The 16,314-nt window shown below is 72.4% G+C and carries 13 protein-coding genes; 2 read left to right on the top strand and 11 right to left on the bottom strand.

Annotation, left to right across the window (positions count from 1 at the left end; genetic code table 11):
* The first annotated feature begins 49 nt into the window (after nt 1-49).
* Together FY030_RS05765 and FY030_RS17195 are read left to right on the top strand one after the other, a co-directional pair.
* Entirely contained in the window at nt 50-847 is a 798-nt protein-coding gene (locus FY030_RS05765) for an aldo/keto reductase (RefSeq protein ID WP_337692486.1), read from the top strand.
* On the top strand, nt 787-993 hold the full coding sequence (locus FY030_RS17195; RefSeq protein WP_337692485.1) for an aldo/keto reductase: 207 nt from the start codon (nt 787-789) through the stop codon (nt 991-993). Before FY030_RS05765 ends, FY030_RS17195 begins: the two co-directional genes overlap by 61 nt.
* An 83-nt stretch (nt 994-1,076) precedes the next feature.
* Here the strand turns inward: FY030_RS17195 and FY030_RS05760 are convergent, their stop codons facing one another.
* From FY030_RS05760 to FY030_RS05705, 11 genes are all read right to left on the bottom strand, one after another.
* Entirely contained in the window at nt 1,077-2,507 is a 1,431-nt protein-coding gene (locus tag FY030_RS05760) for an aldehyde dehydrogenase family protein (protein ID WP_238348642.1), read from the bottom strand.
* A gap of 420 nt (nt 2,508-2,927) precedes the next feature.
* Nucleotides 2,928-4,262 carry a DUF222 domain-containing protein gene (locus FY030_RS05755; protein ID WP_192498736.1) on the bottom strand — a complete coding sequence of 445 codons (1,335 nt, stop codon included), beginning with the start codon at nt 4,260-4,262 and terminating at the stop codon, nt 2,928-2,930.
* 162 nt (nt 4,263-4,424) lie between these two features.
* Nucleotides 4,425-5,546: a zinc-binding dehydrogenase gene (locus FY030_RS05750; protein WP_158060671.1), complete on the bottom strand. Its 1,122-nt coding sequence runs from the start codon at nt 5,544-5,546 to the stop codon at nt 4,425-4,427.
* A 39-nt stretch (nt 5,547-5,585) separates the two neighbouring features.
* The gene (locus tag FY030_RS05745) at nt 5,586-6,905 is read right to left on the bottom strand and encodes a TIGR00725 family protein (RefSeq protein WP_238348574.1); all 1,320 of its coding nucleotides are present in this window, start codon (nt 6,903-6,905) and stop codon (nt 5,586-5,588) included.
* A 22-nt stretch (nt 6,906-6,927) separates the two neighbouring features.
* Nucleotides 6,928-8,184 carry an MFS transporter gene (locus tag FY030_RS05740; RefSeq protein ID WP_192498735.1) on the bottom strand — a complete coding sequence of 419 codons (1,257 nt, stop codon included), beginning with the start codon at nt 8,182-8,184 and terminating at the stop codon, nt 6,928-6,930.
* Nucleotides 8,185-8,317: 133 nt separating this feature from the next.
* Entirely contained in the window at nt 8,318-9,850 is a 1,533-nt protein-coding gene (amaB, locus tag FY030_RS05735) for an L-piperidine-6-carboxylate dehydrogenase (protein ID WP_158060669.1), read from the bottom strand.
* Between the two features lie 96 nt (nt 9,851-9,946).
* Entirely contained in the window at nt 9,947-12,370 is a 2,424-nt protein-coding gene (locus FY030_RS05730; RefSeq protein WP_158060668.1) for a xanthine dehydrogenase family protein molybdopterin-binding subunit, read from the bottom strand.
* Nucleotides 12,371-12,375: 5 nt separating this feature from the next.
* Complete coding sequence (locus FY030_RS16780) at nt 12,376-13,149, bottom strand: SGNH hydrolase domain-containing protein (protein WP_337692497.1); 774 nt, start codon at nt 13,147-13,149, stop codon at nt 12,376-12,378.
* Nucleotides 13,150-13,415: 266 nt separating this feature from the next.
* The gene (locus FY030_RS05715) at nt 13,416-14,648 is read right to left on the bottom strand and encodes an acyltransferase family protein (protein ID WP_158060667.1); all 1,233 of its coding nucleotides are present in this window, start codon (nt 14,646-14,648) and stop codon (nt 13,416-13,418) included.
* Complete coding sequence (locus tag FY030_RS05710) at nt 14,645-15,340, bottom strand: TMEM164 family acyltransferase (protein ID WP_158060666.1); 696 nt, start codon at nt 15,338-15,340, stop codon at nt 14,645-14,647. The genes FY030_RS05715 and FY030_RS05710 overlap by 4 nt, the downstream gene beginning before the upstream one ends.
* 94 nt (nt 15,341-15,434) lie before the next feature.
* The gene (locus FY030_RS05705) at nt 15,435-16,232 is read right to left on the bottom strand and encodes a L,D-transpeptidase family protein (RefSeq protein WP_238348573.1); all 798 of its coding nucleotides are present in this window, start codon (nt 16,230-16,232) and stop codon (nt 15,435-15,437) included.
* Nucleotides 16,233-16,314: the final 82 nt, after the last annotated feature.

Below are 16,314 nucleotides of genomic sequence, written 5' to 3'. Positions count from 1 at the left end.
GCTGCTGCCTCACCGGAAGGACCAAGCGGCGTCGGGTAGCGTCCGCAGCATGCACCTGCCCGAGTTCCTCAAGACCGACCGCCCGTTCGTGCCGCTCAACCTGGGCGGCAATCCGTTCGGGTGGACCGCCGACGAAGAGGCGTCCTTCGCCGTGCTCGACCGGTTCGTGGACGGCGGCGGCAGCTTCGTGGACACCGCCGACGCCTACTCATCCTGGGTGCCGGGGCATACCGGCGGGGAGTCCGAACGCATCATCGGGGCGTGGCTGGCCAAGCGCGGGCTGCGAGACCAGGTGCAGATCGCGACCAAGGTCGCCAAGAAGCCGGACCGTATGGGGCTCGCTCGCGAGACCGTCCATACGGCCGTGGAAGAGTCGCGCGAGCGGCTCGGCATCGAGGTCATCGACCTGTGCTACGCGCACGCCGACGACGAGAAGGTCCCAGTGGAGGACCAGGTGGAGACCTTCCACGCGCTGGTCGAGGCCGGGCACATCCGAGCCGTCGGGTTGTCCAACTACAACGCTGACCGGCTGCGGGAGTGGGTCACCACGGCGCACCGACTGGGCCTGACGCCGCCGGCCGCGATCCAGCCCCGCTACACCCTGGTGTCCCGCTCGGCCTATGAGCAGGACCTCGCTCCCGTCGTGGCCGAGCTGGGCCTGGCGGTCTTCTCCTTCCCGGCGCTGGCCTCGGGCTTCCTCACCGGCAAGTACCGCTCCCCGAGGACTTCGAGGGCGCGGCCCGCGGCTCCGCCGCCCGCCGGTATGCCGAGGCGGGCGGCCTGCGGGTGGTGGACGCCCTGGTGCAGGTCGGGCAGCGACACGACGCCGAACCAGCCGCAGTGGTGATCGCCTGGCTGCTGGCCCGCGGCATCACCGCCCCGATCGCCTCGGCCTCGCGCCCGGAGCAGCTGGACCCGCTGTTGGCCGGCACCACACTGGCTCTCACCACGGAGGACCTGACCGAGCTCGACGAGGCGTCCGAGGGCTTCTGAACCGTCCGCTGCCCTCTCGGTGCGGTCCTGGCCGGTTGCGCTTCGGTCACCCCACCCGGGGGGGGACTGGCGGCCTGAGCCCCTCAGAGCCGGACGTTGATCTGCTTGACCTGGGTGAAGCCCTCCAACATGCCTTCCAGGGAGAACTCACGGCCCACCCCGGACTGCTTCATCCCGCCGTAGGACTGGCCGACCTGCTGACCCCCACCCTGGTTGACCTGAACCCAACCGGAGTCGATGCGGTGGGCGGTGCGCAATGCTGCGCCCAGGTCCTGACAGAAGACAAAGGCGGCCAGACCGTAGTGGGAGTCGTTGGCCATCCGCACGACCTCGTCCTCGTCGCTCCAGCGGATGACAGAAAGAACCGGGCCGAAGATCTCCTCGCGGGCGATCCGCCAGTTGTTCTCGACCCCGGTCAGGATCATCGGGGCGTGGTAGAAGCCCGGGTCGTCGGCCGTGAGCGAACCCCGCCCGTCGTATGCCACCCCGGCTCCCTGCTGGGCCAGGCCGTCCTCGATGTAGCCCTGCACCCGCTGCCACTGCTTGGCGTTGATGATGCAGCCGATGTCGGACTCTTCGTCCCGCGGGTCACCCACCCGCAGCTGCGCCACGCGCTGGACCAGCTTGTCGAGGAACTCATCGTGGATCGCCTCGTGCAGGAAGAGCCGGGATCCGGTCGTGCAGGACTGGGACTGCCGGGCGAACCGGGTCGCCAGCAGGACCTGCTCGACGACCTCGTCCGTGCAGGAGTCGGGGTAGACGATGCACGGCGACTTGCCGCCCAGCTCCAGGGAGTAGTGCGCGAGCCGGCCACCGGCCTTGGCCCCTACCCCGGCGCCGACGGCGGTGGACCCGGTGAAGGAGACCTTGTCGACGTCCTCGTGCACGACCAGGGCCTCCCCGATCTCCGCGCCGTACCCGGTCACCACATTGAGCACGCCCGGCGGCAGCACCTCGGAGATGAGCTCGGCCATGCGCAGCACCGACAGCGGTGCATCCTCGGCCGCCTTGACCACCGCGGTGTTGCCCGCGACGAGGAGGGCTGGCAGCTTGAAGGCGACGATCATCAGGGGGGAGTTCCACGGCAGGATCGCCGCGACCACCCCGAGCGGCTGGCGGCGGGTGTACTGCAGCTGGTCGCTCGCGGTGGGCAGGGTCACGCCCTTGACCTCACCGGCGAGGCCGGCGAAGTAGCGGAATGCCCCGATCAGCATGGTCGACTCGGGCCGGGCCTGGGTGCGGATCGCGTTGCCGGTGTCGACCGCGGTCAGCTGAGACAGCTCCTCCGTCGCCTCCTCGAGCAGGTCGGCGGCCTTCAGCAGCGTCCGTGCCCGTTCGGGGAAGGACAGCTCGGCCCACGCCGGAAAGGCCCGGCGTGCGGCGTCGACGGCGCGGTCGGCGTCCGCATCGCGGGCTCGCGGCACGGTGGCGATGACCTGGTTCCGGTCGATGGGGGTGATGACCTCGATCCTCTCCCCCGCGGCGGCCTCCACCCACTCCCCGCCGATGAGCATCCCCCAGTCCTTCGGGTCTTGCACCACCGTCTCGACCCCCGTGTCGATCCCCGAGTCGATCACCGTGTCCGCCATGGGTGTGTCCGCCATTGGTCCGTCCTCCGTGTCGTGTGCCCGTCCTCCTACCGAGGGTATGCCAGAACGCCACAGCCGCGGTCGGTGGTCGCGCGGCTCGGTCACGCGAGGTTCGGTGCTGCGACTCGGTCACGCGAGGTTCGGTGCTGCGGCTCGCTCCCGTCGAAGGGTGACGCGCCGGTGACTTCGGCCGTTCCACGACATGCCTGTGGGCCCGGCCGCTGGGGGTCGGGCACGGGGCGTGGTGGTCAGAGGTGCCAGCGGACGTGGCCACCGGTGACGTGGCCAGTGATGTCGTGCAGGTGGACGTGGGTGTGGTGCTGCTCGCACAGCAAGGCCATCTTGTCAATGTCGGTGTGCCCGCCGCGCGACCACCACTGCAGGTGGTGGGTGTCGCACCACTGCGGCAGGCGGGTGCAGCCGGGGAAGGTGCAGTGCCCATCGCGCACGACGAGGGCTTTGAACTGGCCGGGGGGTGGCGAACCGGGATGTGGTGCCCAGCGCCAGGGGCTCGTTGCCCGGCCCCACCCACACCGGGGTGATCTCACCGCCGCACGCCAACTTGCCCGCGCTGGCCTCACCCACGAGCAGACCACCTGGCGTATGGGCCACACCCGAAGGTCGGCCGGTGTCGGGGTCGAAGGGGATGACCAACAGCACTGCTGCCCGTGCGGTCGAGGGTGGCGCGCCGGGGTTGGACAGGCCCCGGTTGATCACCGTCAGCAACGCATCGAAGCGGCGTTGAGTGCTGCTGCGCCGGTCGGGCACGTCCGTCCCGTCCTCACCGGCGGTGGGGACTGGTGCAGCCAGGCGGGAGGTGATGATGCCGTCCAGGACCGCCGCGGCCGCGTCGGGGGCATCGATGGTGAACCGGGTCAACCCCTCCCCCAGCGCGCGGTGGGTGACCGACCGCAGCTCCTGCGCGGTCCTTTCCGCCTCCGGCGGGTGATCCAGCAAGGCCCGGATCAGCTCCGCGCACGCCCGCGCCAGCTCACCATCGGACAGGTCCGGGTCGGCGGCTGCGTCGGCCAGGATCTGGGCATAGCCTTCGTGCTGGTCGACCTCCACGCACGTGGCGATGCGGGTCAACGTGCGGGACACCAAGGCGCAGCGGTGTAACGGCGCTGCACCGGTGAAGGCGACGTGCTTGACCGGGCCACCAGAAGGCAGGAGGGCGCACTTGATGATCTGGTGGACGGCGGTCGCGTCCTGGGACGGCAGCCAGGGGCAGCGGATCCGCAGCCAGTCCACCAGCGACAGCCCCTGCTCGGTGTGCAGACCCCGCTCGTGGGCCTGGAGGGCCAGCAGCACCAGCCGGACATCGGCCTGCAGCCGCAACCCACCCACGGCCTCGATCCCGGCCACGACCCCGGCATCCAGCACCCGCACCGACTCATCCTGCGTCAGGCCAGCCCGCGCCAGTCCTCGCGCCGCCATCACCAACTCCTGCGACAACGCCTCCCCAGGCAACTGCGGCGCCTCGGAGCTGGTGCCCTGCAGCTCGATCTCGGCCACCATGGCCCAGTACGCCAGGTCCTCGTCGCTCACCGGCCGCGACGGCATCGCCATCGCCTCCTCGGCGACCGCGCCGAGCATCTCCTCCAGCTCGGCATCCCACGCCACCGGGTCCACCCCGAGCGGACGACCCACCTCGTCCATCACGCTGCGCCGCACACTCACGGCCCCTACATGCTGTGCACGTGGCCGCGGTCCGCACTCCTTCTGCAACGCCATACCTCACCCCACCACACAGCACCGACAAACCCTCTGGCCTGCACACATGCCCTCGAAGACGCCGATGAGCGTGGCACCGACCGGACCCGGACGCTGCCCGTCCCCTGCTTACCGGCTGTCGTCCGCTGCGGGGTCCATGACCACAATGGCCCGGCCCTGGATCTGCCCAGCATCGAGCAGGTCGTAAGCCTGGGGCGCCTCCTCGAGTGAGAACCTGCGGGTGACGGCCCGCTGCACGTCGAAGGCACCCTCCGCAGCGAGCCGGACCACCTCGGGGAGGTCGCGGCGGGTGCGGGCGCCGAAGCTGCCGGTGATCGACATCCCCCGGCGGACCATCGGGGTGATCGGGATGGCGGCGGTGGCAGCCCCGGCGGCGATGCCGACGACGACCAGCTGGCCACCCTCCCGCAGCAAGGAGAAGCCGAGCTCGACGGTCTCTGGCCGGCCCAGCACCTCCAGGACCAGATCGACCCCCATACCCCCGGTCGCCGTCAGGACCGCCTCCCGCGCGTCGGTGGTCCGTGAGTTGACGAGCACGTCTGCGCCCAGGGCCTGCACCGCAGCGAGCTTGTCGTCGTCGACGTCCACGGCGATGATCGGCCCGGCCCCCGAATGACGGGCCAGCTGGACGATCGCCGACCCCACCCCGCCGACGGCGACGACCGCCACCGACCTTCCCCGGACCTCCTCGTGGGCGCGGGCGAGGGCGCCGTAGGCGGTGAACGCGGCGCAGCCCAGGACCGCCGACTCTTCGAGGGGCAGCTCCTCCGGGAGGTGGGCCAGCGCCGTGGCGGGGACGACCGCGAGATCGGCCAGCCCGGCCATCGAGTACATCGACAGCCGCGACCCGTCCTGCCGGGTCAGACGTGAGGTGCCGTCGAAGAGGTTGCCCTTGAGCCTGTTCTCCGCGAAGAAGTTCGCGCACATGTCGTCACGGCCGGCCCTGCACTGGTCGCATCGCCCGCACGGCATGATGAACGCCCCCACGACGCGGTCACCCACCGCGAAGCCTTCGACCCCCTCCCCCAGCGCCTGGACGTGGCCGGAGATCTCGTGCCCCAGGACTCCCGGGGCGGGGAAGGCCACCTCGCCCTTGAACACGTGCAGATCGGTATGGCAGACGCCCGTGGCCGCCACCCGGACCAGGACCTCACCGGCGAGGGGCTGCGGCGCCGGGATCTCCTCGACGCTCAGCGGTTGACCAGGCCCGTCCCACACCACAGCTCGCATGCGCTCCATCGTCGCACGGGGGCCGGACGGGCACCGCCGTCAGACCCACATGGCGGCGTCCAGCCCGTCGCTGAAGCGCTCCGGCTTGGCCGGGATCCGCTCCGCCCTCCCCGCGACCACCCGGGCCGCTGTCCAGGCCGCCGCGGCGGCGTCGAGCACGTCGTCCACACCGCGCCGTCCCCCCGTGAGGTCGGGCGGCAGCCGGATGCCCTGCGCGGTGAGCAGCCCGACCCGCTCGCCGATGCCCTCGGGCGTCTTCTTGCGGGTATGCAGCGGCGCGCCTGCCATCACCGCGAAGCTCAGCTCGGGGTGCGCCTCGACGACGGCCGGCCGTCCACGACTCCCTGCCCCCACGCCGTCTGCCTCCTGCTCCTCCGCACGCCGGTCCGTCCCGCGGACGTAGGCGTCCACGTCGAGGATCGCGGACCGCAGGGCGTAGCTCTGCGCCGACAGGCTGCGCCCACCCGTCCGGGCCACGCTCACCTCCCGGGCCTTCGCATAGGTGTCTGCTGCGAGCGCCTCGCGGACCGGGGTGGGAAACACCGAGCTGCCCCGATGGCTCAGCCGCTGACGGACGAGGACGTCGGCCTGACGGATGCCGGTGTCCGGTAGCCCGACCGGGATGTCCACCGCCACCAGAGCCACCGGTGCCTGGGAGCGGGCCCGCTCCACCAGGGTGCTGAGGTCAGCCCCGCTGACCAGGTGCGCGTCCCCACGGCCGGTGACCGGGAGCACCACCCCCACCCAGCTGCCTGCCTGCCGGTCCACCCCCAGGACGACTGCGTCCTGGCCAGCCGTGCCCGACCCAGCCCCCGGCCGTCCCTTCTCCGCCGCCTCTCCCTGCGAGCTCCGTGCCTCGTCTGCGCCGCCCACCCCGAGCAAGCGCACGACCTCTGCCACCGCCTCGGCGGGAGTGGTGGCGTGGACGGGCTCGCGCACCTCATCCCCCGCGCCCGGCACCTGGTCAAACAGGCGCAGCCCGTCAAGCAGCACCACGGGCACCCCGGTCCGGGCGGCCAGCGCGATCTCGCTCACCGTGCCCCAGCTGCTCCCGACCGCGACCATGGCATCGCAGCTGCGCACCAGCAGTGCGTTGCGCATCTCCCCCATCCCGGTCGGCACAGTGAGGCTCAAGTGGGGGTTGGCAGCGCCGCGATCGGTGCCGGGCAGCAGCCCCAGGCTGAGGCCACCCGCCTGCGCGCACCCCGCCGCGGCACCCGCCATCACCCCGCCCAGGCCACCGGTGACCACGATCAGACCGTGCCCTGCCAGCAGCCGCCCCACCTCGACCGCCTGCTCGACCTGCTCGGGTGCGGCCGCACCGGGGCCGACCACGCCGACATACCCCTGGGTTCGCACGCTGTTCAGTATGGAGCAGCCCTCACATCGGCGCGTCCGGCGGGCGGGTGGTGTAGCGCGGCTGCTCCTGACCCCCGCCGTAGCCGAACGGCTGGGCCGGTGGCCGGGTCTGCAGGTCGTGCCGGAAGCCGCGCCGGGCCGCCACGACCAGCACCGCGGAGAGGACGAAGCTGGCCGAGGCCACATACCAGGCGACCGCGAAGCCGAGCAGCGAGACCACCAGACCCAGCAGCGCCGGCCCCAGCGCGCCGCCGAGGAACGCCCCCGCCTGCACGACCGAGGAGGCCTGGGTAGGGGCGTCGCGCCCCAGCCGCGCCACCGCGTAGAGGAGCAGACCGGGCCAGGACCAGCCGACCGCAAAGGCCAGGAAACCGAAGATGAGGACCGCCCAGATCTGCGGCACGGCACCCAGGAGCGCCAGGCAGACCGCGCCGGCGAGCGTCATCCCCGCGACGACCGGCAGGTTGCCCCCGTAGCGACGGTCAGCGCGGTGTCCGATGGCGATCCGGACCAGGACCGAGCTGGCTGAGCCGACCGCAAGCAGCAGACCGGCCTGCTCCACGGTGAGGCCGACGTCGTGCGCCCAGCTGGCCAGGTAGGCGCCCAGGAAGTTCGCCGCCGCGCTGGCGAAGGTCACCGCGGCGCCGCAAAGCAGCAGCGGACCGCGTGGCGCGCGGTCGGGCGGAGGGTCGTTGTCTTGGCGTGCCGTGGCGCTTGCCCGGGGCGCCGGCCGGGTCGCCCCGACCAGTGCCACCACCAGCCCGACGACGGCGATGATGACGAAGGTGCTGCGCCAGCCGAGGAGCACGGTGGTGGTGGGCACGGCCAGGCCGCCGAACATGATGGCGACCGGCACCGCGCTCTGCTTGATCCCGAATCCCAGCCCGCGCCGGCGCTGCGGGAGGGCGGTGGCGACCGCGGCGTTCGCGGTGCCCTGGCAGGCGGCGTTGGCCAGGCCCAGCACGGCCATCGCGAGCGCGAGCGCCCACCAGCCTTGGACGACCGTGGCGACGAGCAGACCGCCGATGGCGACGAGTCCGCCGGCGACGACCAGACCCACGCGACGGCCCAGTCGTGTGAAGGCACCGACGCCGAGGATGGTGGCCAGGGCCGCGACCCCGAAGAAGACGCTCACCGCCACCCCGAGCCGGGCCGGCCCGAAACCCAGGTCGCGCTGCATGAGCACGGCCTGGGCACCGAGCAGGAAGGGGGAGATCGAGCCCAGCACCGTCAGCCCGCTGGCCCCCAGCATCGTCCGCGCGGTGTCGCGGCGCGCCATACTCATCCCCCTTGCTCTGTGTCCGTCACCGCCTCAGGACGGATGCCCGCAGGTTACGTCACGCAGACCAGGGCGCCCCCGGCGCTGGCCGCCGTCAGCACGGTGGCCGAAAGCGCCGAGGGTAGTCGGCCACTCAGATCTCGAACCGCACCCCCTGCGCCAGCGGCAGCTCACCGGAGTAGTTCACCGTGGTGGTGATCCCACGCATGTAGGCGCGCCAGGCGTCCGAGCCGGACTCACGGCCACCGCCGGTCTCCTTCTCGCCGCCGAAGGCGCCGCCGATCTCGGCGCCGGAGGTGCCGATGTTGACGTTGACGATCCCGCAGTCCGAACCCTCCGGGCCGCAGAAGATCTCCGCCTCGGCCTGGTCCTGGGTGAAGATGCTTGACGACAGGCCCTGGGGGACGGCGTTGTTCAGCGCGATCGCCTCGTGCAGGTCCTCGTAGGACAGGACGTAGAGGATCGGCGCGAACGTCTCGGCGTGCATGACCTGTGCCTGCCTGGGCATCCGGATCACAACCGGGCGCACGTAGTACGCGTCCCCCGACTCCTCGACCAGCTCGCGCTCACCGCCGGCCACGACCTCGCCACCGGCCGCGGTCGCCGCCTCGATCGCAGCGACGAAGGCCTCGTAGGAGCGCCCGTCCAGCAGCGGCCCGACCAGCGTCCCGTCCGCCATCGGGTCGCCGACGGGCAAGGCGCGGTAGGCCGCGGCCACCCGCTCGACCACCTCGTCCACGACCGAGCTGTGGGCGATCACCCGGCGCATGGTGGTGCACCGCTGCCCGGCGGTGCCGGCGGCGGCGAAGACGATGCCGCGGGTGGCCAGGTCGAGGTCGGCGCTGGGGGCCACGACCGCGGCGTTGTTCCCGCCCAGCTCGAGCAGGCTGCGGCCGAAGCGCTCGGCCACGAGCGGGCCGACGGCGCGCCCCATCCCGGTCGAGCCGGTGGCCGACAGCAGCGCCACGCCCGGGTCAGCGACCAGGGCCCGCCCGACGTCGTGGGCGCCCAGCAGCACCTGGGAGAGCGCGGCGGGATGGCCCGTGTCAGCGATCGCGCGCTGCAGGAGCGCGTCCGCGGCGAGCGCGCACAGCGGCGTGCGTTCCGACGGCTTCCAGACGACCGGGTCGCCGCAGACCAGGGCGACGGCGGTGTTCCAGGACCAGACCGCGACCGGGAAGTTGAAGGCGGAGATGACGCCCACCACCCCCAGCGGCTGCCAGGTCTCCATCAGCCGGTGGCCGGGGCGCTCTGAGGGCATGGTCCGCCCGTAGAGCTGACGGGACAGCCCGACCGCGAACTCGCAGATGTCGATCATCTCCTGCACCTCGCCGAGTGCCTCGGAGGTGACCTTGCCGGCCTCGATGCTCACCAGGGTGGCCAGGTCGGCCTTGTGCTCGGCGAGCAGCTCGGCCCACCGACGCACCAGTGCTCCGCGCACCGGGGCCGGCACGACCCGCCACCGCAGGTAGGCCTCGTGGGCGGCATCCACCATCTCCCGCACGTCGGCCGCCGTGTTCCACGACAGCCCGGAGACCACCCCGCCATTGACCGGTGAGCGCCCCTCCATCTCACCTTCACGGGAGGCGAGGTCGACCCCGCAGGCACGGGCAGCGGCCTCGGCCCGGGTGCGCAGGTCGTCGGCCGTCGGCAGGGTGGTGGTCACGGTTGGGCTCCTTGGGGTCTGCGGTGTGCTCGGCCGTCGGCGGGCCTGCCCAGGATAGGTTGGGCGGCGCCGCGCAGCGGACGGGGCTGATGGCCCTCAGACCTCGACGTCGTCCTGGGCGTCGAAGTCTGGGATGTCCTCGAAGATCACCGGGGGCTCGCGCCAGGGCTCGTGCTGGCCGCGGGCCGCCTCCTGGATGGCGGCCCACACCCGCTCGGGAGTGCAGGGCAGGTCGATGTGACGCACTCCCAGGTGGGCCACGGCATCCACGACGGCGTTCTGCACCGCCGGAGTGGAGCCGACCGTCGCGGCCTCCCCGATCCCCTTGGCGCCCAACGGGTTCCGGTCGGTCGGCGTGGCCGTGAGCCGGGTGTCCAGCTGGACCACGTCGGCGGTGGAGGGCAGCAGGTAGTCGGCGAAGGTCGAGGTGATGGGCTGCCCCGACTCGTCGTAGCGAAACTCCTCCCACAGCGCCTGCGAGATCCCCTGCACCGTTCCGCCCTGCTGCTGGCCGCGGACCAGCAGCGGGTTGATCACCGTGCCGCAGTCGTCGACCGCGACGTGCCGCAGCAGCTGCACGTGCCCGGTCTCGACGTCCACCTCGACCACGCAGACGTGGGTGCCGAAGGGGAAGGTGGCGCCGTCCTGGCGGAAGTCGTGGTCAACGCTGAGACCGTCGCCGGTCTCGTGGGCCTGGGCCGCGACCTGCTCCCAGGTCACGCCGCTACCGGGCACCCCGCGCACGCCGAAGTGGCCGGCGACCAGCTCCACGTCCTGGACCGCCACCTCGAGCAGGTCGGCCGCGACCTGGGTGGCCTGCTCGCGCAGCTCCACCGCGGCCCCGAGGACCGCGCTACCGCCCAGCTGCACCGACCGCGCCCCGCCGGTCCCGCCGCCGGAGCGCACCACCGCCGTGTCCGACTGGACATAGCTGATCCGCTCCAGCGGCAGCCCCAGCTGGTCGGCGACCAGCATGGAGAAGGTCGTCGCGTGCCCTTGGCCGTGGGCGGACGTGCCGGCCATGACGGTGAGGTGACCGTCGGCGGCGACCCGGATCCCGGCATACTCCTTGCCGCCGAAACCGGTGATCTCGACGTAGCTGGCGATCCCGACCCCGAGCTGGAGAGACTCCCCCGCCTCACGACGTCGTGCCTGCTCGGCGCGCACCTGCTCGACCCCGGCCGCCTCCAGCGCCGCGTCGAGGGCCTTGGCGTAGTCGCCGGTGTCGTAGCGGGCGCCGAACTTCGTCTCGTGCGGGAAGTCCTCGGGCGCCAGGAAGTTGCGCCGCCGCAGCTCCTCCGGCGCCAGACCGATCTCCCGGGCCGCGTGGTCCATGATCCGCTCCAGCATCGCCGCCGCCTCGGGGCGGCCGGCGCCGCGGAAGGCGCCCGTCGGGGCGGTGTTGGTCATCACCGAGAGCGCGTCATAACGCAGGCGGGGTATGCGGTAGCTGCCCTCACTCATGGTCCGCGTGGACCCCGAGGCGTAGGAGCCGCCGTAGCCGGCGTGGGCGCCGCAGTCCCCCACCACCCGGGCCCTCAGCCCGCTGATCCGGGCCTGCTCGTCCAGCCCGAGCTCGACATACTGCACCTGTCCCCGGCTGCTCATCGACAGCATCGTCTCGCTGCGGGTCTCGGCCCAGCGGACCGGCCGGCCCAGGCGTTGCGCCGCCCGGATCACAGCGCCGTGCTCAGCGACCATGCCGGCCTTGCCGCCGAAGGCCCCGCCGACGTGCGGGGCCCGCACCCGCACGGCCTCGTCCTCCAGCCCCGTCCACTGGCCGATCAGCTTGCGGGCGACGTGCGGATGCTGGCTGGCCAGCCAGACGTCCAGCCCGCGCACTTCGTCCCTCCCCCCACCTTCTCCGCCCTGCGCTTCCCCCTCGGCCAGCACTGGCCGCACCAGGATCGCATGCCCCTCGATCGGACTGGTCGCCATCCGGTTGTTCTCCATCCGCAGCCGAACCACCCGCTGCGCGCCCTGGAGCACGTCCACGTCACCATCGGGGTCCTTGACCGCCAGCGCGACGTTCGTGCCCAGCTCGGGATGCTGTAGCGGCGCGTCGTCGGCCAGCGCCTCCTCCATGTCCACCACGGCCGGCAGCTCCTCGTAGTCGACGACCACGAGCTCGGCCGCGTCCACCGCCTGGGCCCGCGTCCGGGCGACCACGAGGGCCACCGGGTCACCGACGAACCGCACCCGGTCGACGGCGAGGGGGTGCCGGACGACGCGCTTGTTGATCTGCGCGAAGAGCGGCACCGGGTCCAGCCCCATGTCCTGCGCGGTGAGCACCGCGACCACGCCAGGGGCGGCGAGCGCCTCCGCCGTGTCGATCCCGGTGACTAGGGCGTGCGCGATCGGGCTGCGCACGAAGACGGCGCAGAGCACCTGCTCGTCTCCCAGGTCGATATTGTCCACGAAGCGGCCGCGGCCGAGCAGCAGGTCGGGGTCCTCGACCCGGCGGACCTCGGTCCCCAGGATCGAGCCGCGCGTGGACAGGATGCTCTCGGCCGACGTCATACCCCTCATCCTGCCAACCCGGTCCCAGGGACGCCCACCCCGAGCGTGCGGAAGGCGTGCTCGAGCCGGTCTGCCAGCACCGGCGCCAGCGACCGCGCGTAGGTGTTGGTGATGTGGCTGCCCTGACGGTAGACCAGCACCTCACCCACCACGGGCGGGCAGTCGCCGTCACCGGGGCAGATCCAGTCGTTCATCGTCACGAACGCTGCCGTGTCCACCTGCTCGGCTGCAGCGCGCAGGGGTGGGGTGCCCGACCCGTCGTTGGGCGGGACCGCGCAGACCTCGACGTCGCCCCGGTGCTCAGCCACGCACGCGTAGACCTGCTGCCCACCCGGCGCCGGGCTGTCGGCGACCGCCACGACCGGCACCCCCTCCGCCCCGACCTCCTCCCACCGCTGCGCCAGCCCCGCCGTCATCGCCTCCTGCGTCGTCTCCCCCGCGCCGTCCGGGCGGTGCGCCTGGCCGATGACCGAGGACACCACAACGACGTCGGGCTGGTCCGGCCCCACCAGCCGCTCAGCGACCTCTTCACCCCACTCCTGGCAGGCCGCGGCGCGATCCGCGTCGGCGAGCAGCGCGGCGGTCCACGGGCAGGCCGACCGGTAGTAGAGGTGCACCCGCCACCCCCGCTCCCGGCCGATCTCATCGACCGCGTCGGTCCACTGGGCGATCTTGGAGTCGCCGACGAGCGCGACGACCAGCTCTCCGTCCGGGTCGCCGTAGTCGCACCGCACCACCTGCCCCTCGGCCTCGCCGTCGCAGTCCTGGTCGTAGAGCACCGGGACGTCGGCAGTGGCAGCAAGCGGGTCGGGGGTGATCCTGGCCGGGTTGGGCTCGAGCGGTATGACGGGCGGGCCGGGCGCCCCGGCCGTGCCGGGCGTCTCGGCGTAGGTGGGCTCAGCGTGAGTGGGTTCAGCGGGAGTGGACTCAGCGGGAGTGGGCTCTGCGTGAGGGGGCTCGGGGTGAGTGGGTTCTGCGGTGGGGGTGCCGGTGGCGTCGGCGTCCAAGTCCCCGGCCCGTGCACCAGCGGTCGGGGTCGCCGTGGTCAGGGCCCGGGCACCCTCCGCCTCCCCGTCGGCCTGCTCGGACTGGCGCACCTGCCGGTCCACCGCCTGGACCAGGGCCCCGCCCGAGGCCACGGCGAGGACGGTGCAGAGCAGCCCGACGCCCAGCGCCCGCCCCGGCGCACGCGCCAGGCGCGGCTCCCGCCGGACCGGTTCCTCGACATAACGGTGGCCCAGCCAGGCTGGCAGGACGGACAGAGCCACCACCAGCAGACCGGACGTGACGGACAGCTCGCCCCAGCGGGCGGCGGCGACGACGAGGAGCGGCCAGTGCCAGAGGTAGAGCGAGTAGGACAGCGCCCCGACCACCTGCAGGGGGCCCAGGACAGGATTCGAGTGGCGGCCCAGACAGGGCTGGCGGTGGCCGTGCCGCCCGCGATCATCGCGGCTGCGCCGAGGGTCGGGACCAGGGCCGCGGTCCCCGGCCAGGCCAGGTCTGGGCCCTGGGTCAACAGGCCCGCCAGGACCGCGAGCAGACCGGCCCAGGCCAGCAGGGCCGCCAGCGTCCCGGGCAGCCGCTCCAGCCGGGTGACGGCCAACGCGAGCACGGCACCGACGCCCAGCTGCCAGAGCCTAGTGGTGGTGACCAGGTAGGCCAGGGCTGGGTCGCTCCTGGTCAGGTGCAGGGACCACAGGAAGGAGGGCACCACGACCGCGAGGAGCAGCACGAGCAGGGCCACGCCCAACCGGGCCGGCCGCCGGCGGGAGAGCAGCAGCGCCACAACGACCAGGACGGGCCACAGCAGGTAGAACTGCTCCTCCACCGCCAGGGACCAGTAGTGCTGGACCGGAGAGGGGGCAGCGTCCTCAGCGAGATAGTCCACCGAGCGGGCCGCGAGACGCCAGTTCACCACGTAGAGGCCGGAGGTGAGGACGTCCCACCCGGTCTCCCGCCAGCGCACGGCCGGCAACACCAGGAAGGTGAGGACGGCAGTGGTGGCCAGCACCAGGGCAGAGGCCGGCAGCAGTCGGCGGGCCCGGCGCGCCCAGAACGCGACGAGGTCGATCCGAGCCTCACGGCGGGCCTCGGCCACCAGCAGGCCGGTGATGAGGAAGCCGGAGATGACGAAGAAGACGTCGACCCCGGCGAAGCCGCCGGCCGCCCACGGCACCCCCGCGTGGTAGAGCAGGACCATCAGGACGGCGACGGCCCGCATCCCCTCGATGTCGCCCCGGAACCTGCCCTGGCTGCGCGGCGCGGGCGGGGCGGTCACCTCCGGGAGTCTAGGCGCCGCAGCACGAGCCGGGCCACGGCATACCCGAGCCAGAACAGCGCCAGGGTGGCCAGCAGCGAGAGCAGCAGGTACCAGGGCTGCGGCACCATCGGCAGCACCGGCTGGTCCCGCTGGTAGAAGTAGTTGCCCCCGGTCAGGGCGTTCGCGGCCACCGCCAGGGCCACGTAGGGCAGAAACCACCCGTAGGCCCGCCACAGCGCCCGCACAGTGGGCCGCCAGCTGGTGGTGATCACGGCGAAGAAGGGCATGAGCAGGGTGAGCACATGGTTGACCCAGAAGCTCACGCCGAGGATGTTGGTCGCCGGTTGGACGTTCTGGGGGTAGCTGAACGAGGCCCAGGCCCAGAGCCCGAAGAAGAACAGCACGTCCATGACGCGGCGGCTGCCGGTGGCCAGGTAGACCAGGACCAGGACCGCCGACACCCGGGAGATGTGCAGCGGGAGCGAGTCGGCCCAGATCCACCCCGTGGCGGCGTAGAAGCCGTAGAGGGTCAGCTGCTGCGCGGCCATCACCCCGAGCAGGACCCGGCGCACGAGTGTCGCGTGCTCCCGCACCCAGCCGCGGCACGCGAGCAGCGCCGTGGCCACCACCAGCAGCCCCAGCACGTAGACCAGGTGGTCCCGGCCGGCCACCGGGATGAACTCCGGGTGGGGATCGAGGAAGGTCTCCACGCGCACGAGGGTATGCCGTGCCCAGGCCGGCCAGGTGCACCTCGCCAGGCCCCGGGGTGCTGGTCAGGCCACGGCGTGCTGGTCAGGCCGCGGCTCAGACCACGAGCACGCGTCCGCCCATCGCCAGCAGGCCCTGGGCCCAGATCATGTCCATCGCCGCGACCGAGACCCGTGCGCACCCGTGCGAGGCGGGCCAGGGCGGGATCGAGTCCGAGCCGTGGATGGCGTAGTTGCCGGAGTAGAACATCGGTCGGTACATCTCGCCCAGCTCTCCATCGCGCCAACCGGTGCCGTCGACGTACCAGACCGCGAAGTCGCCGGGTGGGGTGTGGGCGAGGTACTGGCGTCCCTCGTACTCATAGGGCTCGCCGTTCCCGGTTGAGGTGTTGAACGCCATCTGGGTGGCCCCGCCCCGCACCACGAGGATGAGCTGGCGCCCCAGGTGCACCTCGACATGGTCACCGCCGGCCACCGGCACCGGGCGGATACCGCTCTCGACGGCGGCCAGGGTGGTCGCTCCGACGATCCCGTCAAGGACGAGCCCGTGGGTCTTCTGCACGGCATAGACGGCCTGCTCGGTCAGGTGCCCGAAGCCGCCGTCGGGGGTGCCACACCAGTAGCCGGTGGCGTTGAGCCGGTCCTGCAGGGCGGACACCTGCTCGCCGCTCGAGCCCCGGCTGAGCTGGGCGGGTTCGGGCTCGGGTTCGGGCTCGGGTTCGGGCTCGGGCTCGGGCTCGGGCGGCAGGGGCTCCTCCCGACGCATCGCGAAGATGTCGTAACTGTCGGGTAACCCACCCAGCACGGCCCCGGTCACCAGACCGAACCCGCCCTTGAGCAGGCGACGGCGGGGCAGCTGTGGGCGGCCGGGTACCTCATACCTCTGCAGACGCACGTGCGGCACCTTCCTTGAGAGTTCGGAGCATTCTCACTGGAAGACGTCGCTCAGGGGCCCGGACGTTGCCGTGGGGCCCGGA

This window comes from Ornithinimicrobium pratense, assembly GCF_008843165.1.
Taxonomy (GTDB): Bacteria; Actinomycetota; Actinomycetes; order Actinomycetales; family Dermatophilaceae; genus Ornithinicoccus; species Ornithinicoccus pratensis.
Note: the sequence above shows the minus strand (reverse complement) of the source record. Positions and strands in the feature narration are given on the sequence as shown.